Source organism: Sinomonas sp. T428B, assembly GCF_056780155.1.
The window spans coordinates 2,352,019-2,371,706 of the sequence record NZ_JBRAZR010000001.1; the positions used below are offsets into that span (position 1 = coordinate 2,352,019).

The 19,688-nt window shown below is 72.6% G+C and carries 18 protein-coding genes; 10 read left to right on the forward strand and 8 right to left on the reverse strand.

The window, feature by feature from the left end; translation table 11 throughout:
* Window positions 1–89 precede the first annotated feature (89 nt).
* The 3 genes from ACUYMY_RS10915 to ACUYMY_RS10925 all read left to right on the forward strand — a co-directional run bounded on the left by ACUYMY_RS10915 (window position 90) and on the right by ACUYMY_RS10925 (window position 2,411).
* Window positions 90–1,256, forward strand: a complete 1,167-nt coding sequence (locus ACUYMY_RS10915) for an LLM class flavin-dependent oxidoreductase (protein ID WP_481703580.1) — start codon at window positions 90–92, stop codon at window positions 1,254–1,256.
* Window positions 1,253–1,750 carry a MarR family winged helix-turn-helix transcriptional regulator gene (locus tag ACUYMY_RS10920; RefSeq protein WP_481703581.1) on the forward strand — a complete coding sequence of 166 codons (498 nt, stop codon included), beginning with the start codon at window positions 1,253–1,255 and terminating at the stop codon, window positions 1,748–1,750. The genes ACUYMY_RS10915 and ACUYMY_RS10920 overlap by 4 nt, the downstream gene beginning before the upstream one ends.
* 139 nt (window positions 1,751–1,889) lie before the next feature.
* Window positions 1,890–2,411 carry a PepSY domain-containing protein gene (locus ACUYMY_RS10925; RefSeq protein WP_481703582.1) on the forward strand — a complete coding sequence of 174 codons (522 nt, stop codon included), beginning with the start codon at window positions 1,890–1,892 and terminating at the stop codon, window positions 2,409–2,411.
* Between the two features lie 3 nt (window positions 2,412–2,414).
* On the opposite strand, the gene ACUYMY_RS10930 is transcribed toward ACUYMY_RS10925, so the two are convergent.
* From ACUYMY_RS10930 to ACUYMY_RS10940, 3 genes are all read right to left on the reverse strand, one after another.
* Complete coding sequence (locus ACUYMY_RS10930; protein ID WP_481703583.1) at window positions 2,415–3,170, reverse strand: hypothetical protein; 756 nt, start codon at window positions 3,168–3,170, stop codon at window positions 2,415–2,417.
* Window positions 3,171–3,272: 102 nt separating this feature from the next.
* Window positions 3,273–4,079 carry a transglutaminase-like domain-containing protein gene (locus ACUYMY_RS10935; protein WP_481703584.1) on the reverse strand — a complete coding sequence of 269 codons (807 nt, stop codon included), beginning with the start codon at window positions 4,077–4,079 and terminating at the stop codon, window positions 3,273–3,275.
* A 16-nt stretch (window positions 4,080–4,095) separates the two neighbouring features.
* On the reverse strand, window positions 4,096–4,941 hold the full coding sequence (locus ACUYMY_RS10940; protein ID WP_481703585.1) for a hypothetical protein: 846 nt from the start codon (window positions 4,939–4,941) through the stop codon (window positions 4,096–4,098).
* 41 nt (window positions 4,942–4,982) lie between these two features.
* Here ACUYMY_RS10940 and ACUYMY_RS10945 point away from each other — a divergent pair, with 41 nt between their 5' ends.
* From ACUYMY_RS10945 to ACUYMY_RS10975, 7 genes are all read left to right on the forward strand, one after another.
* Window positions 4,983–5,849 (forward strand): fumarylacetoacetate hydrolase family protein, encoded by an 867-nt coding sequence (locus tag ACUYMY_RS10945; protein WP_481703586.1) that lies wholly within the window; start codon window positions 4,983–4,985, stop codon window positions 5,847–5,849.
* Between the two features lie 143 nt (window positions 5,850–5,992).
* The gene (locus ACUYMY_RS10950) at window positions 5,993–6,724 is read left to right on the forward strand and encodes a FadR/GntR family transcriptional regulator (RefSeq protein ID WP_481703587.1); all 732 of its coding nucleotides are present in this window, start codon (window positions 5,993–5,995) and stop codon (window positions 6,722–6,724) included.
* 72 nt (window positions 6,725–6,796) lie between these two features.
* On the forward strand, window positions 6,797–7,885 hold the full coding sequence (locus ACUYMY_RS10955; protein ID WP_481703588.1) for an asparaginase: 1,089 nt from the start codon (window positions 6,797–6,799) through the stop codon (window positions 7,883–7,885).
* A gap of 55 nt (window positions 7,886–7,940) precedes the next feature.
* On the forward strand, window positions 7,941–9,374 hold the full coding sequence (gene aspA / locus ACUYMY_RS10960) for an aspartate ammonia-lyase (protein ID WP_481703589.1): 1,434 nt from the start codon (window positions 7,941–7,943) through the stop codon (window positions 9,372–9,374).
* A gap of 73 nt (window positions 9,375–9,447) precedes the next feature.
* Window positions 9,448–10,992 (forward strand): amino acid permease, encoded by a 1,545-nt coding sequence (locus ACUYMY_RS10965; RefSeq protein ID WP_481703590.1) that lies wholly within the window; start codon window positions 9,448–9,450, stop codon window positions 10,990–10,992.
* A gap of 125 nt (window positions 10,993–11,117) precedes the next feature.
* On the forward strand, window positions 11,118–11,687 hold the full coding sequence (locus tag ACUYMY_RS10970) for a GtrA family protein (protein ID WP_481703591.1): 570 nt from the start codon (window positions 11,118–11,120) through the stop codon (window positions 11,685–11,687).
* Between the two features lie 127 nt (window positions 11,688–11,814).
* Complete coding sequence (locus tag ACUYMY_RS10975) at window positions 11,815–13,587, forward strand: HNH endonuclease signature motif containing protein (RefSeq protein ID WP_481703592.1); 1,773 nt, start codon at window positions 11,815–11,817, stop codon at window positions 13,585–13,587.
* 71 nt (window positions 13,588–13,658) lie between these two features.
* Here ACUYMY_RS10975 and ACUYMY_RS10980 read toward each other — a convergent pair whose 3' ends face one another.
* The 5 genes from ACUYMY_RS10980 to ACUYMY_RS11000 are packed head-to-tail and all read right to left on the reverse strand — an operon-like array spanning window position 13,659 to window position 19,650.
* Window positions 13,659–14,816, reverse strand: a complete 1,158-nt coding sequence (locus ACUYMY_RS10980; RefSeq protein ID WP_481703593.1) for a cysteine desulfurase family protein — start codon at window positions 14,814–14,816, stop codon at window positions 13,659–13,661.
* Window positions 14,813–15,781 carry a carboxylating nicotinate-nucleotide diphosphorylase gene (gene nadC, locus ACUYMY_RS10985; protein ID WP_481703594.1) on the reverse strand — a complete coding sequence of 323 codons (969 nt, stop codon included), beginning with the start codon at window positions 15,779–15,781 and terminating at the stop codon, window positions 14,813–14,815. Before nadC ends, ACUYMY_RS10980 begins: the two co-directional genes overlap by 4 nt.
* 1 nt (window position 15,782) lies before the next feature.
* Entirely contained in the window at window positions 15,783–17,558 is a 1,776-nt protein-coding gene (locus tag ACUYMY_RS10990) for an L-aspartate oxidase (RefSeq protein ID WP_481703595.1), read from the reverse strand.
* The gene (nadA, locus tag ACUYMY_RS10995; protein WP_481703596.1) at window positions 17,555–18,871 is read right to left on the reverse strand and encodes a quinolinate synthase NadA; all 1,317 of its coding nucleotides are present in this window, start codon (window positions 18,869–18,871) and stop codon (window positions 17,555–17,557) included. The genes ACUYMY_RS10990 and nadA overlap by 4 nt, the downstream gene beginning before the upstream one ends.
* Window positions 18,868–19,650, reverse strand: coding sequence for an NUDIX hydrolase (locus tag ACUYMY_RS11000; protein WP_481703597.1), 783 nt, complete (start codon window positions 19,648–19,650; stop codon window positions 18,868–18,870). Before ACUYMY_RS11000 ends, nadA begins: the two co-directional genes overlap by 4 nt.
* Between the last annotated feature and the right edge of the window lie 38 nt (window positions 19,651–19,688).

The following is a 19,688-nucleotide window of genomic DNA, read 5'->3' on the forward strand; positions in this document are numbered from 1 at the left end:
CGGCTGGGTTCAAGTAGATGCAAATGCATCTATCCTGCTAGACTCTCGGAAGACCGAGGGCCAGCATCCTCCAGGAAGGGGTCTCTCCCATGCAGTTCGGAATCTTCAGCGTCGGTGATGTCACGCTCGACCCGACCACAGGGCGCATGCCGACGGAGGGCGAGCGCATCCAGGCGATCGTGAAGATCGCCAAGCACGCCGAGGAGGTGGGCCTGGACGTCTTCGCGACCGGCGAGCACCACAACCCGCCGTTCTACCCGAGCTCGCCCACGACGCTGCTCGCCTACATCGGCGCCCAGACGGAGAGGCTCATCCTCTCCACCGCCACGACCCTCATCACGACCAATGACCCGGTCAAGATCGCCGAGGACTTCGGCATGCTCCAGCACCTCGTGGGCGGCAGGACGGACCTCGTGCTCGGCCGCGGCAACACCGCGCCCGTCTACCCGTGGTTCGGCAAGAACCCGCAGGACTCCCTCGAGCTCACGATCGAGAACTACGCGCTCCTGCGCCGCCTGTGGGACGAGGAGACGGTGACGTGGAGCGGGAAGTTCCGCACACCGCTGCACAACTTCACGGTGACCCCCCGCCCGCTCGACGAGGTAGCCCCGTTCGTCTGGCACGGGTCGATCCGCACCCCGCAGATCGCCGAGCTCGCGGCCTACTACGGCGACGGCTTCTTCGCGAACAACATCTTCTGGCCCAAGGAGCACTACATCCGGCTCATCAGCCTCTACCGGGAGCGGTACGAGCACTACGGCCACGGCAAGGCGCACCAGGCGATCGTCGGCCTCGGCGGACAGTTCTTCATGCGGAGGAACTCCCAGGACGCCAAGCGCGAGTTCCGCCCGTACTTCGACAACGCGCCGGTCTATGGCCACGGCCCGTCGATGGAGGACTTCACGGCGCAGACCCCGCTCACGGTGGGCAGCCCGGCCGAGTTCGTCGAGAAGACGCTCGCGTTCCGCGACTACTTCGGCGACTACCAGCGCCAGCTGTTCCTCGTCGACCACGCCGGGCTCCCCCTCAAGACCGTCCTCGAGCAGCTCGACCTCCTCGGCGAGGTCCTGCCGCAGCTCAAGGCCGGCTTCGCCGAGGGCCGGCCCGCGGACGTCCCCGAGGCTCCCACCCATGCCGCCCGGGTCGCGGCCAAGCGGGCAGCCGAGCTCGCCGCGGAGGACGGCGATGCGGCCGGCGCCGGGGCGGCGGGAGCCGATGCGGCCAGCGCCGGGGCAGCCGGGGCGGTGCGGCCGTGACCGAAGCCCTGTCCAAGGCCGACGGCCAGGCGGCCCCGCGCACCTCCACGGTGCGCGAGGCCGCCGAGGCGTGGGAGTCGCTCTTCCGGGCCCAGGTCGCCGTCATGCGCCGCCTCTCCCGCGACCCCGCCTTCCGGCGCCTCGGCATCAAGGAGTACGACGTGCTCTTCACGCTCAGCTCCTGTCCGGGCGGCGGGCTGCGCCTCAACGAGCTCAACGACCACGTGCTCCTGGCCCAGTCGAGCCTCTCGCGCCTCGTCGAGCGGCTCGACAAGCAGGGCCTCGTCTCGCGCGAGAGCGCGCCGGAGGACGGGCGCGGCATCGTCGTTCGGCTCACGGATGCCGGGCGCGAGCTCCAGCGGGAGATCGGCCGCGCCCACGTGCGCGAGATCGCCCGGATCCTCGACGGCGCCCTCGACAGCGACGAGCTCGCGACGCTTCAGAGCCTCACCGCACGGCTGCGGGAGCACGTCGTCGCGAACCACCCGCTCTAGCGCACGGTGCGTCCGCGGCTCCTGAGAGGCAGCTGAGACGAGGCCTGTTCGCCTAGCCCGTTTCCTTTCCTCGGAATGAGCTCCGGAGGATGATGGGAAAACATCGAGTGGGGCTGGGGACAGACAAGAGGAGACTGTCATGGGCAGGAAAGCCCTTTGGATGACCGGCCTTGCCGCAGCCGCAGCCGCCCTGGGCGGGGCGTCCGCAGCCGTTGCGGGCAGCACGGCAGGCGACGATCAGCCATTGTCGGGACCGGCCCTGCAGCAGGCCAGCGATGCGGCCATCGCGCACACGGGCCAGGGCACGGTGACCAGCGCGGAAACCGACAACGACGCCAACACGGCCTATGAAGTGGGCGTTCGGCTGGACAACGGCAGCGTTGTCGAGGTGGAGCTGAACAGCTCGTTCCACGTGGTAGCGACCGAGCAGGACGATGACGGGTCCGGCTCCGGGGCGACTCTGAGCGCCGAGGAGAGGGACAAGGCCGGACAAGCCGCATTGGCGAGGGTTGGCCAGGGCCGCGTAGGCGAAGTGGAACGTGAGAACGAGGCCGGCTCCGCCTATGAGGTGGAGATCATCCTTCCGGACGGCTCCGAGGTTGACGTGGAACTGGGAGCGGATTTCCAGGTCCTCAACACAGGAGCGCCGGAGCGCGACTGAACGCTAGCCCGTCGTGGGCAGATCCATCTGTGTGAGCTCTGTCCGTTTGCCGCTGACCAGGTCCTCGATAAGGACCAGGGAACTGACCTGCGGGCAGTAGTATTTGTGCTCTCTGGACGTCAGTTCAAGCGGCGTCCAGTCATACACCTTGACGCAGTCGGTGAAGGTGCCCATTCCCGTTGAGACGGTCAGGCCGGTTTCGACAATATCCCGCATGTCCTCCGCATGACCCCGGTAGTATTCCTGCCGGTAGGAATCTCCGACTCTCTGCTCGGCCTTCATCCAGATGCCGGCTTTTGCACCGTCCTTGCCGTGGAGGAAGGATCCGGAATGGTCCTTCAGCTTTCCGTCCACGTAGTTGCTGACGTCTTCGCCGAAGTACCAGACATCGCCGCTCTTGTGCTGGGCCAGATAGTCTCTCGTCTCCTCGACGAGCTGCCCGTTCTTGAATTCCCTGTCCAGATAGGTGACAGTCTCGATGCCTTCGATGATCTTGGTGTCCTTGAGAATCTCAATCTCAATTCTCTCGCTGCCGCCCCTGTTGGTGGCTTCGTAGACCAGCTTCTTGCCGCGGGGAAGGGCGAAGTACGTGTTGGAAATCTCAGTGGTGAAGTCAGCTGGGTTGATCTGCGGGTTGTAGTCCGCCCAACTCTGGGCAGGACGGATGCTGGTATAGAGAAACAGTCCTCCGCCAACGACCAGCAATAACGCGGCGACTCCCAAGAAGACCTTCATCTTTGACTTCATAGCGGCCTCCACGCCGGGCTCCTCATTCGACTCACCCAAATACCCGGTAGTCGATGCTCCAAACGGCCGTCCAGACTCAGTGCCCGGAGAGAACCAGCACCGCTGCGCGCGGCCTCAGGAGAGGCGGACCACGGCGGCCGGGTCCTCGGCGGGGAGTTCGCCCTCGACCTCGGCGCCCACGCTGAGGCGCTTGAGCGTGAGGCTCCCGCCCACGGTGGACAGGAAGGCCGTGTCCGAGGAGTCGCGGCCGGCCGTGATGCGCAGCATCGTCGAGCGCGGCGCGAGGCCGGTCGGGTCGATGACGTGCCACGCGCCGTCGGCGTAGGCCTCGGCGACCGCGTGGAAGTCCATGGGGCGCAGGCCGGGCGCATAGACCGCGGCGAGCCGGGCGGGCACGTCCTTGGCGCGCAGGAGCGCGATCGCCAGGTGGGCGTAGTCGCGGCACACCCCGCGGCGGTGCAGGAGCGTCTCGACGGCGCCGTCCGTGCCGCGCGAGGACCCGCTCACGTAGGAGAGCTGGCCGTGCACCCAGTTGCGGACGGCCGTGACGAGGTCCATCCCCCGGAGCGAGCCGAACTGGGCGTACGAGGTCGGCAGGAGCCTGTCGCTCTCGGCATACCGGCTGGGGCGGACGTACCGGATGAGCTCCATCTCGTCGACCGGCTCGGGCTCGCACGTCCCGCCGACGCGCGCCGAGTAGGCGACCTCGATCTCCGCGGGCTCGTCGAGCTCAAGGACGTGGAAGCGTCCGCCGTGCCCGTCGAGCAGCTCGCGCGCCTCGATCCGCTCGCCGCCGGAGGTGACAACGAGCTCCTCCTCGAAGGAGGCGTAGCCGGGGTGGCGTGCGACGGCCACGGCCATCGCGAGCTTGGTCCGCGCCGCGGTGGTGAAGGACAGGCGGGCGCTGACGTTTCGCTGCATGGGGCTCCGAACGGGGCTAGGGCTGGGACGTGAACTTGAGCGACGTGATCATGCGCCGCGCGTCGGCGAACTCGGGCGAGCTGCTCGCATAGGACGACGCCTCGGCAAGGGTATCGAACATCGTCCGGGTGGACCCGAACTCCGCCGAGCCCGGATCGACGAACGGCTGGTCGGCGAACCAGAAGCCGCCCTTGCCCTCCGGCCCCGAGACCCTGTTCTGCAGCTGGCACACGCTGCCCTCGACCGCCGTCGGCATGTTCGTGAGGCCGTAGGAGGCGATGAACGACCTCGAGTGCACGGCCCGCAGGACGAACCGCGGCTCGATGGCCCCCGGGATGTCGGCGAACGGGACATCGACGGGCTCGCTCACGAGCACGGTGTACCCGTGGCGCTCCCCCTCGGGGCAGGACTCCGGGAACGCGACCGGAACGCCCGTGTGCAGCGTCGCGACCGGCTCGCCCTCGCCCGTCTTGACGTCGAACCGCAGCGCGCCGGGCCTCGACCCCGCATCGGGCGGGGCAGACTGGACGATCCAGGCCGCGGGCAGCTCGAAGCTCAGCGTCCTGCCGGGGTCGGTGAACGTCTTCCACTCGCGGGAGGTCGGGGCGGACGACGGCGTGGCGGTGCCGCCTGCGGTGCCGGTGGCACTTCCGCTCGGGCTGGCGGCGGCCGAGCCGGCGGGAGTGGCCGACGGCGCCCCGCTCGTCGTCCCCGTCCACAGAGGAGCGCTGGGCGGGGCCGAGCACGCGGCGATGAGGGCGAGGACGCACGTGGCCAGGGCGGCCGCGGCGAGGGGTCCGCGGGCGATGGGTCCGGCGATGGGTCCACGAAGGCGGCGGCGGCGCGGCGGGACGGCGTCCATGGTGCCCACCCTAGCGAACCGTGGGCCCCTAGGATGGCCGGGTGACCCTGCTTCCCGAGGCGCCCGTCGCCCTGCCCCGTCGGATCGCCCGCGTCCGTCCGCTCGCCGGCCCTGAGGGCACGGCCAGCACAGCCGGCCCCGAAGCGTTCTGGGTGGGGTGCGACGCCGAGGACTTCGCCTCCCCCGCCGGCCGCCTCTGGACGGTGACCGAGTCTCCGCTCGGCCCGTCGCCGTCGAACGCGTCCTCCCCAGCACGGCCCGGCTGGGCGCCGGGTGACGAGGTGCACGAGGACTCCTTCCGCTTCCTGCCCCCGTGCGTTCCGGCGAACATCCTCGGCATGGCCCACAACACCGGCCCCGCGGGCCGGGCCCTGCCGCCGCAGGCCTTCCACAAGGCGGCCACGAGCGTCGTCGGCCCCGGCGACGCGATCGAGGTTCCCCCCGGCGCCCGGGTCGAGCCCGAGGCGGAGCTCGCCCTCGTCATCGGCCGAACCGCGCGCCGGCTCACGCGCAAGGGCGCGATGTCCGCCGTCCTCGGCTACACGGTCGGCAACGACGTCACCGACCGCGATGCCCAGGGCGTCGACGAACTCTGGATCAGCGCCAAGAGCGCCGACACGTTCACGCCGCTCGGCCCGTGGATCGTCACGCGGCGGCCCGCGGACGACGCCGAGCTGAGCGTCGCCGTCGACGGCTCGCCGCTGCCGGCGGGCCGGGTCGCGGACTTGGGCTGGGGCCTCGAGGAGATCCTCGTCTACGCGAGCTCCTTCATGACGCTCCACCCTGGCGACGTCATCCTCGCGGGCTTCCCGGGCGTATCGGCGGCGATCGCGCCGGGGGCGAGGGTCGAATGCACGGTCGGCGGGGTCGGGACGCTCGTGAATCCCGTGGCGGCGGCCTCCGGCTGAACCCCGGCCCTCAGTCCCCCTGCCCTCAGTCCCCCTGCCCTCAGTCCTCCGGCCCAGTCCTCCGGCCCTGGATCCCAGCGCTGAGTCCCCGTTGTCCTGCCGGAGCTTGACAGGCTCCTGTGACGCCTGCCATAGTCATTGCCGTGAACCTGTCAGACAGCTCGACACCTCGACAGCCTGAAGGGGCGGTGGGATCGGCGGATCGCCGGCCGATCGCCCGCCTCAGCGCTGCCGAGGCGGTGCTGGCCGACCTCCGCTCGGAGATCGAGTCCGGCACCGTCCCCGTCGGGTCGCGGCTCCCCTCCGAGGCGGCCCTCGCGGCCCGCTACGGCGTGAGCCGGTCGGTGGTGCGCGAGGCACTGCGCTCGTGCGCGTCCCTCGGTCTCACCGAGACACACACGGGAAAGGGAACGTTCGTCGTCTCGGGCCGCGTCTCGGGCGACCTCGTCCTCGGCAGGTACTCCGCTCGCGATCTCATGGAGGCCCGGCCCCACATCGAGATCCCCGCCGCCGGCCTCGCCGCCGTGCGCCGCTCCGACGAGGACCTCGCGACGCTCAAGGGCATCGTCGCCGACATGGCGGTCGAGGACGACCCCGCCACCTGGGTCGGTCTCGACGCGACCTTCCACGGCTTCATCGCCCGGGCGAGCGGGAACAAGGTCTTCGAATCCGTGGTCACGGACCTCCGCGACGCCCTCACCCACCAGTCCGAGACCCTCAACCTCATGGCGGACCGGCAGCGCGCCTCCGACGTCGAGCACCAGAAGATCCTCGCCGCGATCGAAGCAGGCTCCGCCGAGCTCGCGAGCCAGGCCATGGCCGAGCATCTCGAGGCCGTCGGCCGGGCCCTCGGCTCCCTCACGCCCGGAGGCTGACCTCTCCGCACTGCCCCTGCCCGCCTCCCCCAGCCGGCCAGCACCCCCTTCCGCCCCGACTTCTCAGGAACCATGACGCCTTCACCCGCCCTGCCCGAAGCCGCACTGCCCACAGCCATCCGGCGGCCTCTCGCCGCGCGTGCCCTGCCCGCGCACGTCCCCCTCGCCGCCCAGTGGCGCGGGGACCTCGTCGAGAGCGTGCACTATGGCAGCGTCGCCGCGACGGCTGCGGACGGCGAGCTCCTGTGGGCCGCGGGCGATACGGGGCCCTTCTACCCGCGCTCAGCGCTCAAGCCCCTGCAGGCCGTGGCCCTCGTCCGCGCAGGCCTCCGCCTCGACGACGGACTGCTCGCCCTGGCCGCCGCAAGCCACAGCGGCAGCCCCGAGCATCGCGAGGGCGCCCTGCGGATCCTCGAGCTCCACGGCCTCGACGCCTCGGCCCTCGCCAACACCACTGACCTGCCCTACGGTGCCCCCGAGCGCGAGGCGTGGCTCCGCGCCTCCGGCGCGCCGGACCAGCTCTGCCAGAACTGCTCGGGCAAGCACGCCGCGATGGCCGCCGTCTGCACCCTCAACGGCTGGCCCGTCGAGGGATACCTCGATCCCGCACACCCGCTCCAGCGGCTCGTCGCCGAGACCGTCGCCGAGCTGACCGGGGAGACGCCCCATACGTGGAGCACCGACGGCTGCGGCACGCCCGTCCCCGCCGTGACGCTCGCCGGCATGGCCCGCGCCTACGGCATCCTCGCGCGTGCCGCCGCTGAGGCAGCGCCCAGCGCCGGCCCGCACGACGGCGACGCCGCGCAGCCGGGCGCGGAGGCCGCCGTCGGCCGCGCGATGAGTGCCCGGCCCGAGATGGTCGCGGGCGAGGGCCGCGACGTCACGGCACTCATGCGCCTCCTCCCCGGGTCCGTGGCCAAGGACGGCTTCGAGGGCGTCCAGCTCGTGGGTCTGCCCGACGGGCGGGGCCTCGCCCTCAAGGTCGCCGACGGCGGCGACCGCGCCCGCATGCCGATCACCGTGCGCGCGCTCGCGGCGCTCGGCGTCCCGGAGGCGCTCGACGGCGGGCCGCTGGCCCCGCTCGCGCGTCCCGACGTGCTCGGCGGCGGCCGGCCGATGGGCATCCTCGTGGCCCTCGACGACGCGTTCCCGGCCTCCTGACCAGCCCACCCTCCTCTGCCCCTGCCCGCGACCCGATCCGAAAGGCGACACCGCCATGACCCAGCCGACCACCTCGCTCGAGGACTCCAAGGACGGTGCATACCGGACCGACCATGACCTCCTCGGCGACCGGGACGTCCCGGCCGAGGCCTACTGGGGCGTGCACACCCTGCGGGCCGTCGAGAACTTCCCGATCACCGGGCAGCCGCTCTCGACCAACGCGCACCTCGTGCGCGGTCTCGCCGCCGTCAAGCTCGCCGCGGCGCGGACCAACCGCGAGCTCGGGCTGCTCGACGACGAGCGCGGCGGGGCGATCGAGGCCGCGTGCCGCGAGATCCTCGACGGGCACCTCATCGAACAGTTCGTCGTCGACGTCATCCAGGGCGGCGCCGGCACGTCGTCGAACATGAACGCGAACGAGGTCATCGCGAACCGCGCGCTCGAGCTGCTCGGGCACGCGAAGGGCGAGTACGCCTACCTGCATCCGAACGACCACGTGAACCTGAGCCAGTCCACGAACGACGTCTATCCCACTGCCGTCCGGGTCGCGACGGTGGCCGGCATCGAGGAGCTGCTCGGCGCACTCTCGCGGCTCGAGGACGCGTTCGCCGAGAAGGCCGCCGAGTTCCGCACGGTCGTGAAGATGGGGCGCACGCAGCTCCAGGACGCCGTGCCCATGACGCTGGGCCAGGAGTTCGGCACCTACGCCATCACCATCGGCGAGGACCGCGAACGCCTGAGCGACGCCTCTGGGCTGATCCACGAGATCAACCTGGGCGCGACCGCGATCGGCACGGGGCTCAACGCCCCTCCCGGGTATGCCGAGGCCGCCTGCCGACACCTCAGCGAGGCGACCGGCCTGCCCCTCGTGACCGCCCCCGACCTCATCGAGGCCACCCAGGACATGGGCGCCTTCGTGCACCTCTCGGGCGTGCTCAAGCGCGTGGCGGTCAAGCTCTCGAAGATCTGCAACGACCTTCGTCTGCTCTCCTCCGGGCCGCGCGCCGGGCTGGCCGAGATCAGCCTTCCCGCGGTGCAGTCCGGGTCTTCGATCATGCCCGGCAAGATCAACCCCGTGATCCCCGAGGTGGTCAACCAGGTCGCGTTCGAGGTCATTGGAAACGACGTGACGATCACGCTCGCGGCCGAGGGCGGCCAGCTCCAGCTCAACGCCTTCGAGCCCGTGATCGTACACAGCCTGCACAAGAGCATCACCCACCTCACGGCCGCGTGCGAGACGCTCACCGAGCGCTGCGTGCGCGGCATCACGGCCAACGCGGAGCGCCTCCGCGCCTCCGTCGAGCAGTCGATCGGACTCGTCACGGCGCTCAACCCGTACCTCGGCTACGCGGCCGCGACGTCCATCGCGCAGGAGGCGCTTGCAAGCGGCCGCGGCGTCGCCGAACTCGTGCTCGAGCGCGGCCTCCTGACCGCCGACCGGCTCGAGGAGCTCCTGCGCCCCGAGCGGCTCGCGAACCTGAGCCGGTAGGCGCCGGGTTCCTCCCGGCCGCCCTCCCCCTGACCCTGCCCCCTGCCCCCATCCCCCAGTGAAAGAGACACTGATGTCCTCCATCCCCCCTGCCCAGCCCCAGGGCGCCCAGCCTCAGAGTGCCGACATCCCTGATCATCTCGAGGACCATGGCCACGCGCATGCGGCGGACCATGTGCTCCATGCCGAGGACGCGGGGTACCACAAGGGCCTCAAGGCGCGGCAGATCCAGATGATCGCGATCGGCGGCGCGATCGGCACGGGCCTGTTCCTGGGCGCCGGCGGCCGCCTGGCCGCGGCCGGGCCCTCGCTCGTGCTCTCCTACGCGATCTGCGGCGCGTTCGTCTTCCTCATCCTGCGCGCCCTGGGCGAGCTCGTCCTCCACCGCCCCTCCTCGGGCTCCTTCGTCTCCTACGCCCGGGAGTTCTTCGGCGAGAAGGCCGCCTACGTCTCGGGCTGGTTCTACTGGATCAACTGGGCCATGACCACGATCGTGGACATCACCGCCGCGGCCCTGTACATGAACTTCTTCGGCCGCTACGTGCCCTGGATCGGCGCCGTCCCGCAGTGGGCCTGGGCCCTGATCGCCCTGGTCCTGGTCCTGGCCCTGAACCTCGTCTCCGTGAAGGTCTTCGGCGAGATGGAGTTCTGGTTCGCCCTGATCAAGGTCGCCGCCCTGCTGGCCTTCCTGGCCCTGGGCATCTACTTCGTGCTCTTCGGCACCCCCACCGGCGCCCCCACCGGGTTCTCCCTGATCACCGACAACGGCGGCATCTTCCCCATGGGCATCGCCCCGATGATCCTGCTCATGCAGGGCGTCGTGTTCGCCTACGCCTCCGTCGAGCTCGTCGGCACCGCCGCCGGCGAGACCGAGAACCCCGCCAAGGTCATGCCCAAGGCCATCAACTCCGTCGTGGCCCGCATCGCCGTGTTCTACGTCGGCTCCGTCATCCTCCTGTCCCTGCTGCTGCCCTTCACCTCCTACCAGAAGGGCGTGAGCCCCTTCGTGACCTTCTTCGGCTCCATCGGCGTCCAGGGCGTGGACGTCATCATGAACCTCGTCGTGCTCACCGCCGCCCTGTCCTCGCTCAACGCCGGCCTCTACTCCACCGGGCGCATCCTGCGCTCCATGGCCGCCGCCGGCTCCGCCCCCGCCTTCGCCCTGCGCATGAACAAGGCCGGCGTGCCCTACGGCGGCATCGCCATCACCGCCGCCGTGTCCCTCCTGGGCGTGCCGCTGAACTACCTCGTCCCCGCCGACGCCTTCGAGATCGTGCTCAACGTCGCCTCCGTGGGCATCATCACCACCTGGGCCACCATCGTCCTGTGCCAGATCCAGCTCCAGCGCTGGGCCAAGCGCGGCTGGACCGAACGCCCCGCCTTCCGCATGCCCGGCGCCCCCTACACCGGCTACGCCACCCTCCTGTTCCTCGCCGCCGTCCTCGTCATGGTCCTGGCCGACTCGCCCTGGACCCTCCTGGCCACCGCCGTCGCCTGCGTCCTGATGGTCATCGGCTGGTACGCCTCCCGCGAGAAGATCCGCGCCATCGCCGCCGCCCGCGACGGCCACACCGGCGCCGCCCCCGTCATCGCCAACCGCCCCACCCGCACCCGCTAACCCCCACCAACCCAGCCACCACACGACGGCGAGGCCCACCACCCCAGGCGAGCCCCGCCGTCGTGCGGCGCTGAGCACAGGCCTGGCCCACAGCCCGCACAGCAGTGCATGAAAGGCTGGGTCCCATGGACCAGCAGCGCACGTCCTTCGAGGCCCCGACGCGGCCGGAGCTCCCTGCACCGGAACGTCGGGGCCTCGGGCTGTCCCCAGCTTCAGTTGCCGTACCGCCCACTCGGCGGTCCGCTCGGCCGTGGAGCCGCCCCTCCCCGCGGAGGCCCCGGTCCCTGTGGCGAGTCCCGCTCGTCCGCCAGCTCACTCGCTTCGCGGGGGTCGGCGTCCTCTGCACTGCTGCCTCGCTCGCGCTCTACGCGCTGTGCCGGCCTTGGCTGGGTGCGCAGGCTGCGAACGCCGTCGCCCTCATCCTGACCTCGATCATGAACACCGGACTCAATCGGCGCCTCACCTTCAAGGTGCGTGGCCCGGGACGCCTCGCCCAAGACCACCTCCACGGGCTCCTCGCCCTCGCTGTCGCGCTGGCCCTCACCGCCGGGGGCCTTGCCGCGCTGCACTGGCTCGCGCCCGGCGCCGACGTCGCGCAGGAGCTGTGGACGACGACGATCGCCGGCTGGGCGGCCACGGTGGTGAGGTTCTTGCTTTTGAGAAATTGGGTCTTCCGTCGGGCCCGCGACGCCTGACGGCCGCACTGGCCTGGGTGACACGCGCCGCCTGCCCCTCTACCCTCGCCAGCCCGTCGACATCCGCTCAGCCCAGACCCCTCGACCCGCGCCGAGAATTGTCGGAGCCCTGCGCGAGGGTAGGTCCATGGCAGGGGAACAGGGATTCGAGGAGCGGGCCGCCGGCGGTCGCGTCCCCGCCGCGCCCCTCCCCGGGTCGCCTGTGCCCGACTGGGACCTGGACGTGGCCGAGCCCGAGGGCTGGGATGACCTGAGCCCGGAGGAGCTTGGGGTCGTGGACCCGATGAGTCCGGAGGATTTCGCCGCGATCTGCTCCGGGAAGGTGCGCTGGATCGAGGCCCCGCGGTTCGACCCGGACCTGTTCGACCCGCTCCCGGGGACGAAGGACGTGTGCCGGTGCGCCTGCGGCCACACCCACCAGCCGCTCCCGGCCGGCCAGGAGCGGCCAGCCGGCCAGGAACCCCCGGCCGAGGGCGAGCCCCCGGCCGAAGGCGAGGCCCCGGCCGAGGCCGAGGGTTCGACCGGTGCCCCGGGAGCCGGGGCCGTGGGAGGTCCGTCGGACCCATCCGGCGAGCTGCCCTCGCCGGGGGCGGCGATGGCGCAGATCCGGCTCGAGCGCGCCGCGGAGCTCCTGGACGCGCTCGAGGCGAACGAGGCCGACCAGGCCCGCCTCGACGCCGACAGAGTCCTCCTCCTCGCCGCGCTCACCCGCGCCGAGGGCTCCTCCAGCGAGGTCCCCGTGGACCGGCTCGACGCCCCCGCCGTGGCCGCCTCCGAGGCCGCCGCGGTCCTCAAGCTCGCCCAGCGCACCACCCGCGCCATGGTCGAGGAGGCCCTCGCCCTCACCCACCCGAGCATCGCCCCCGTCCTGACCGCCATGCGCGCCGGCAGAATGACACGGCGCCGGGCCGCGGTCATCCTCGACGCCGCCACCCCCATCCCCGCCGCCCGCCTCGAGGAATTCGCCACCGCCGCCGCGGCCACCGCCGCGCCCGAGGACCCCGACCTGGTCCCCACCCCCGGCGCCCTCGGGAGACGGCTGCACCGCCTCGCCGAGGACTACGCCGACACGCCCCTCGCCCAGCGCAAGGCCAAGGCCATGGCCGACCGGCGCGTGGACATCACCCCGTGCGGGGACGGCATGGCCCACCTCACCGCCCTCCTCCCCCTCGAGACCGGGGCCCTGATCGACACCCGCCTGACGGCGATCGCCCGCTCCCTCCAGGCCCCCGACGAGGCCCGCACCGTCAACCAGCTGCGCGCCGACGCCCTCACCGACCTCCTCCTCACCACCGGGACCGGCTCGGCCAGCGGCCCGGCCGGGGGCGTGCGGACCGAGCTCGTCATCACCGTCCCCGCAGCCACCCTGGCCGGCACCTCAGAGACCCCCGGGGAGATCCTCGGCTACGGGCCCATCGACCCCGAGGCCGCCCGCCGCCTCGCCGCGGAGATCAAGACCTGGACGAAGCTCGTCGTCGCCCCGGACACCGGCGCCCCGCTGGCCATCGGCCGTGTGAAGTATGCCCCCACCGCCGCGATGCGCCGCTTCCTCACAATCCGCGACGCGACCTGCACCTTCCCCGCCTGCGACAAGCCCGGCCCCGCCTGCGAGGCCGACCACACCCACGCCTGGTCCCAAGGCGGCGAGACAGACGTCGGGAACCTCGCCCTCCTCTGCCGAGAACACCACCGCCAGAAGACCCTCGGCTACTGGAAAGTCCGGCACATCGGAGGCAGGCAAGGAACAGAGCACGAGAGTGGGCAGGACTCCTCAGACAGCCCCGACACCCCACCGCCCAAGACACCAGACAGTCCCCCACCAGGCACCCTCGAATGGACCGGCCCCTCAGGCCGAAAGCACAGGACCTACCCCCACACCGACCCACCCCCACCCTTCTAGCGGGCCGGCCGGCTGCTGCGGGGCACCTCCCGAACCATCGCGGCCGGTCACCGCGTGGCTCTGCGAACGATTTAGCGCGCGCCGAGCCCGGCGACGACGTCGTGGGCCTCGGCGACGGCGGCCGCGGCCGCGTCGAGCTCCTCGGCGGTGACGGTCCCGGGGAGGGTGAAGCGCACGGCCGTCTGGGCCACCGCTGGATCGAGGCCGAGGGCAAGCAGGACGTGCGAAGGGTCGCTCGAACCGGCCGCGCAGGCGGACCCGGAGGAGCACACAACTCCTCGACGCTCGAGCTCGAGCAGCACCGACTCGCCGCTCACGCGCGGGAAGCAGAAGGAGGCGCTGCCCGGGAGCCGCTCGGTCGGGTGCCCGGTGAGCACGGCGTCGGGCACGGAGTCGAGGACTCGCCCGATGAATCGGTCCCGCAGCAGCGCGAGCCGCTCGGCCGCCGTCGTCCGCTCGCTTTCGGCGAGCCGCAGCGCCGTGGCGAGGGCGACGGCGCCGGCGACGTTCTCCGTGCCCGATCGCAGGCCGCGCTCCTGCCCGCCGCCGTCGATGAGGGGCTCGACGACGGTGCGCCCGGAGACGAAGAGCGCGCCGACCCCCTTCGGCGCGCCGAGCTTGTGGCCGGAGATGCTCAGGGCGTCGACGCCGAGGGCGCCCACGCCGAGGGGAAGCCAGCCGGCGGCCTGGACGGCATCCGTGTGGAAGGGGACGCGCGCGGCCCGGGCGGCGGCGGCGAGCTCGGCCACGGGCTGCACCGTGCCGACCTCGTTGTTCGCGTACATGACCGAGGCCACGGCCGTTTCGGGCCCTACGACGGCGGCGAGGGCCTCGGGCGAGACCCGCCCCTGGGCGTCGACCGGCACGACGTCGACGGCGAACCCGTGCAGGCGGGAGAGGCTCCGCGCAGACTCGAGCACGGCGGGATGCTCGATCGCGCTCACCGCGATGCGGTTGCGGCGTGGATCAGCGGTTCGGCGCGCGAGGGCGATGCCCTTGACGGCGAGGTTGTCCGCCTCTGTGCCGCCGGATGTGAAGGCGACCTCGGACGGGCGGCACCCCAGGACGCCGGCGACCTCGGCCCGCGCGCCCTCGAGGGCCTCGTGGGCCCTTGCCCCGAGCTCGTGGTGGCTCGACGCGTTCCCGAAGTCCCCCGTGAGGTAGGGCCACATGGCCTCGAGCACCTCGCGGCGGACTGGGGTCGTCGCGGCCGCGTCGAGGTAGATCATGGCCGTCCCGTCCCGGCGGTCACGACGTCGGCCTCCCGGCGGGCGCCCGGCGCGCCCTCGAGCACGACGTCGAGCCCGAGGTCCAGGTTGACCACCGAATGGGTCAGCGCCCCCACCGAGATGACGTCGACGCCCGTCGCGGCGATCTCGGCGACGGTCGAGAGGTTCACCCCGCCGCTGGCCTCGACGACGGCCCGCCCGGCGATGAGCGCGACGCCCTCGCGCAGCTCGGCGGGCGTGAAGTTGTCGAGCATGACCGTGTCCACGCCTGCGGCGAGCACGGGCTCGATCTGCTCGATCCGGTCGACCTCGACCTCGACATGCGTCGTGTGGCCGAGCCGCTCGCGGGCGGCACGGAGCACCTCGGTGAGCCGCGACGGGTCGCCGCCCGTGAGCACGGCGAGGTGGTTGTCCTTGGCCATGACAGCGTCGGAGAGGCTGAAGCGGTGGTTGCGCCCGCCGCCGCAGCGCACGGCGTAGCGCTCTAGCTCGCGCAGGCCGGGCGTGGTCTTGCGCGTGTCGACGATCCTGGCCTTCGTCCCGGCCGTCAGGGCCACGTACCGCGCGGTGAGCGCGGCGATCGCGCTCATGCGCTGGACGAGGTTGAGCACGACCCGCTCGGCCGTGAGGATGGCCCGTGCCTCCCCTGTGACGCGTGCGAGCACGGCTCCCGGCCCGAAGGCCTCCCCCTCGGCGGCGAGGAGCTCGACCTCGGCCTCGGGGTCGTGGAGCCGGAACCCTGCCTCCACGATCGGCCCGCCCGAGAACACGCCCGCCTCGCGGGCGCGCAGCTCGGCCGTCGCGCGGGCGCCGGCGGGGATGAGCAGGAGCGACGTGAGGTCGCCGCTCGGGGCGTCCTCGGCGTAGGCGGCCTCGAGGACGCGGCGCACCGCGGCCGCCGGGAGCGGGATGGGCGCGAGCGGGATCGGGGCGGGCGGGACCGGGGCCGGGGTTGCGGCTGTCATGTCAGGCGTTCCTTCCTGCCAGCGCGGGCTGGCGGACGACGTCGACCCCCGCCGTTGCGGGAGCCTCGCCGAAGAGCGGGTCGCCGGCGCGGGCGGTCAGGTCTGGGCGGCTGGGGCGCCGCTGGGGGAAGTCGAGGCGGAAGTGGGCGCCGAGCGACTCCTCGCGGGCCGCGGCGGCAGCCGTCAGGAGCCGGCCGAGGGTCAGGAGGTTGGCCGTCTCGGGCTCCTCCGCGGCCCACTCGCCGAGGGTGCGGGCCAGCCGGGCGAGGCCGTCCGCCTCGCGCAGGACCCCCGCGTCGGCCTCCATCGCGGCGGCGAGCCGGTCGCGGCCGGCGTCGCCCGAGAGGAGCTCGGGCGCACGGCCGGATTCCGTCCCGCGGGCCCCGCCGCCGTCGGTATCCGCGACGGCAGGCACCGGCTGCTCGCCGTAGGCCTCCCCGAGCAGCCCGGTCCGGGCGTCCGCGGCCGCGGGCCACGCATGCCGGTCCCCGGCCAGGAAGTGCTCGACCGCCCGGGCGGCGAACACGGCGCCCTCGAGCAGCGAGTTGGAGGCGAGGCGGTTGGCGCCGTGGACTCCGGTCCGCGCGGCCTCGCCGGCGGCGTAGAGTCCGGGCACGCTCGTGGCGCCGTCCAGGTCCGTCACGACACCGCCCATCCAGTAGTGGGCGGCGGGCCCGATCGGGAGCAGCTCCCGGCGCCAGTCGAATCCGGCAGCGCGGGTCATGGCGTCGAGGCCCGGGAAGCGGCGGGCGAGGAAGCCCCGGCCGTGGAGGTCCTCGAGCCCGGTCGCGTCGAGGAAGGCCTGCCCGCCCCCGGCCCGGCGGTGCAGGGCGAGAGCGCGGGAGACGGCGTCGCGGGGCGCGAGCTCGCCGAGCGGGTGGTAGTCGGCCACGAAGCGCCGGCCGTGGGCGTCCCTGATCACGGCGCCCTCGCCGCGCACGGCCTCGGAGACGAGCTGGGACCGGAGCCGACCGTCGGGGCCGACGGTCTGGAGGGCCGTGGGGTGGAACTGGTAGAACTCGAGGTCTGCCAGGCGGGCCCCCGCACGGAAGGCGAGGGCGACGCCGTCGCCCGTCGCGACGGCCGGGTTGGTGGTCTGGGCGTAGAGCCGGCCCGCTCCCCCGGTGGCGAGGAGGACGGCGTCGGCGTCGACCCGCCGTCGTGCGCCTGAGACTGCGGGACCGGAGTCCCCTGCTGGGCCGGCGACGTACTCGACCCCGGCGACCCGCCCGGCGTCGAGCACGACCTCCGTGGCCATGGCGCCCTCGACGATCTCGGCGCGGCCCTGTGCGGCGAGGATGCGGAGGGCGTCAGCGAGGGCGCGCGTGATCCCCGCCCCGCTCGCGTCCCCGCCGGCGTGCAGGATGCGGGGGAAGGCGTGCGCGGCCTCGAGGCCGAGGGAGAGCCGGCCGTCGGCGTCGCGGTCGAAGACGACGCCCTGGGCGATGAGGGCGTCGACGGCCGCCGCGGCGCGGGCGCACATGGCCTCGACGGCGCGGCGGTCGCCGTGGCCCGCGCCCGCGGCGAGGGTGTCGGCGACGTGGCTCGCGACGGTGTCGCCGGGCGCGCGCTGCCCCTCGGGCAGCACGGCGGCGAACCCGCCCTGGGCGAGCATGCTGTTGCTGTCTTCGAGCCTGGCCTTCGTCAGGAGGAGGACGTCGGCACCCGCCTCGGCGCCGCGGATCGCCGCGACGAGCCCGGCGACGCCGCTGCCGACGACGACGAGGCGCCGCGAGGCCGTCGTCCGCGCACCCGCCCCGCGCACAGCCCTCGTCACGGCCGCGCCGCCAGCATGCGCTCGAGGGCGACCCGCGCGGTGCCGGCGACGCCGGCCGGAACCTCGATGCGATTGCGGACCTCGCCCTCGACGAGGCCCTCGAGGACCCACGCGAGGTAGCCGGGGTGGATCCGGTACATGGTCGAGCACGGGCAGATCACGGGGTCGAGGCAGAAGATCGTGTGCTGCGGGTACTCGGCCGCGAGGCGGTTGACGAGGTTGATCTCGGTGCCGATGGCAAAGACCGTGGGCTCGGTGGCGCCGGCGATGGCCTTGCGGATGTAGTCGGTCGAGCCGTACTCGTCCGCGGCGTCGACGACCTCCATGGGGCACTCGGGGTGGACGATGACGCGCACGCCCGGGTACTCGGCGCGGGCCTTCTCGATCTGCGCGACGCTGAAGCGCTTGTGCACGGAGCAGAAGCCGTGCCACAGGATCACGCGCGAGTCCTCAAGGGTCTGCGGGTCGGTGCCGCCCCAGGGCTTGCGCGGGCTCCACATCGGCATCTGCTCCAGCGGGACGCCCATGGCCTTGGCCGTGTTGCGGCCGAGGTGCTGGTCGGGGAAGAACAGGACGCGCTGGGCCCGCTCGAACGCCCACTCGAGCACCGTCGCCGCGTTCGAGGACGTGCACACGATCCCCCCGTGCTCGCCGCAGAAGCCCTTGAGCGCGGCCGAGGAATTCATGTACGTCACGGGAATGACCGGGACGCGGCCGTCCTCGTCCGGCTCCGTGCCGAAGAGCTCCTCGAGCTGCGCCCAGCAGGCCTCGACGGAGTCGATGTCCGCCATGTCCGCCATCGAGCAGCCGGCGGCGAGGTTGGGCAGGATCACGGCCTGGTCGTCGCGCGAGAGGATGTCCGCGGTCTCGGCCATGAAGTGGACGCCGCAGAACACGATGGCCTCGGCGTCGGGCCGCGTGAGGGCCGCATTCGCGAGCTGGAACGAGTCGCCCACGAAGTCGGCGTGCTCGACGACCTCGTCGCGCTGGTAGAAGTGGCCGAGGACGACGACGCGGTCCCCGAGGGTTGCCTTGGCCGCGCGGATGCGCTCGTGCAGCTCGGCCTCCGACGCGTCACGGTACTCCTGGGGCAGCTGCCCCTGGCGGGGGGTCGACGCCGGCGCGACGTCGCCGCTGGACGCGCCCGGACCGTAGGCGGGCAGGCCGCGGAGCGCCTCGGCGGCGTCGAACTCCCACGGGCCCTTGGCGAGGTCCGTGCTGCACGTGCTCCCGGCGGCGCCGAGGGAACCCTGGGACTGGCGCTCCGCCTCGGCGCGGGTGATGAGGCTGATGCTGGTGGCGACGGAGGTCATGGCGTGCTCCTGGTAGTGGGTGCGGACGAGGGGGATCCCAGGCCACGGGGGCCCGTGTAGCGGTAGAGGCGAGGGGGCCTGTGCCGGCCGCCCTCGAGGTAGTGCTCGGTGGCCTCGAGGTCGGCAGTGCCCTTGAGCTGGCGGCGGAAGTTGGCCGGGTCGAGGGTGCGGCCGAGGACGGCCTCGTGCACCTCGCGCAGCTGGGCGAGCGTGAACATCTCGCCGAGCAGGTGGTAGGCGACCTGGGCGTACTCGATCTTGTTCCGCAGGCGCCAGAGCGCGTAGTCGACGATCTCGCGGTGGTCGAAGGCGAGCTCGGCCGGGCCGCCGTGCGAGGGCTCGGCGGGGTGCCACGCGACGTTGTCCCGCTCCTCGCTCAGCCCCTGCCCGAACTCCGTCTCGTCCGCCCGCACGAGCGCCCAGTAGACGATCGAGACGACGCGCTGGCTGCCGCTGCCCGGGCGCTTGGCCCGGCGCAGGCCGCCGAAGGCGTACAGCTGCTCGAGGTAGGCCGGGTCGAGGCCCGTGGTCTCCGCGAGGTTGCGGCGCGCGGCGTCCTCGAGGGACTCGCTCGCCGTGAGCGGCCCGCCCGGGAGCGCCCAGGAGCCGCGGTACGGCTCGCGCACGCGGCGCACGAGCGGGAGCCAGAGCGTCGGGCGGCCGTCGGGCGCGGGCTTGAGCGCGAAGATCACCGTCGAGATCGCGAGCGAGGGCGGGAGCTGCGCCCGCTCGGCGACATTGGCGCCGCCGACGGCGAGCGGGAACTGCGCGGGGACCATGCCACCTCCTCGGGCCGGGCTGAGTACGGCCCGAGCGG

What these genes read in the sequence shown, in the direction of transcription:
- ACUYMY_RS10915 (WP_481703580.1), top strand. Translation starts at nt 90, where the DNA reads ATGCAGTTCGGAATCTTCAGCGTCGGTGATGTCACGCTCGACCCGACC.
- ACUYMY_RS10925 (WP_481703582.1), top strand. Translation starts at nt 1,890, where the DNA reads ATGGGCAGGAAAGCCCTTTGGATGACCGGCCTTGCCGCAGCCGCAGCC.
- ACUYMY_RS10935 (WP_481703584.1), bottom strand. Translation starts at nt 4,079, where the DNA reads ATGCAGCGAAACGTCAGCGCCCGCCTGTCCTTCACCACCGCGGCGCGG.
- ACUYMY_RS10940 (WP_481703585.1), bottom strand. Translation starts at nt 4,941, where the DNA reads ATGGACGCCGTCCCGCCGCGCCGCCGCCGCCTTCGTGGACCCATCGCC.
- ACUYMY_RS10955 (WP_481703588.1), top strand. Translation starts at nt 6,797, where the DNA reads ATGACGCCTTCACCCGCCCTGCCCGAAGCCGCACTGCCCACAGCCATC.
- aspA (WP_481703589.1), top strand. Translation starts at nt 7,941, where the DNA reads ATGACCCAGCCGACCACCTCGCTCGAGGACTCCAAGGACGGTGCATAC.
- ACUYMY_RS10965 (WP_481703590.1), top strand. Translation starts at nt 9,448, where the DNA reads ATGTCCTCCATCCCCCCTGCCCAGCCCCAGGGCGCCCAGCCTCAGAGT.
- ACUYMY_RS10970 (WP_481703591.1), top strand. Translation starts at nt 11,118, where the DNA reads ATGGACCAGCAGCGCACGTCCTTCGAGGCCCCGACGCGGCCGGAGCTC.
- ACUYMY_RS10975 (WP_481703592.1), top strand. Translation starts at nt 11,815, where the DNA reads ATGGCAGGGGAACAGGGATTCGAGGAGCGGGCCGCCGGCGGTCGCGTC.
- ACUYMY_RS10980 (WP_481703593.1), bottom strand. Translation starts at nt 14,816, where the DNA reads ATGATCTACCTCGACGCGGCCGCGACGACCCCAGTCCGCCGCGAGGTG.
- nadC (WP_481703594.1), bottom strand. Translation starts at nt 15,781, where the DNA reads ATGACAGCCGCAACCCCGGCCCCGGTCCCGCCCGCCCCGATCCCGCTC.
- nadA (WP_481703596.1), bottom strand. Translation starts at nt 18,871, where the DNA reads ATGACCTCCGTCGCCACCAGCATCAGCCTCATCACCCGCGCCGAGGCG.
- ACUYMY_RS11000 (WP_481703597.1), bottom strand. Translation starts at nt 19,650, where the DNA reads ATGGTCCCCGCGCAGTTCCCGCTCGCCGTCGGCGGCGCCAATGTCGCC.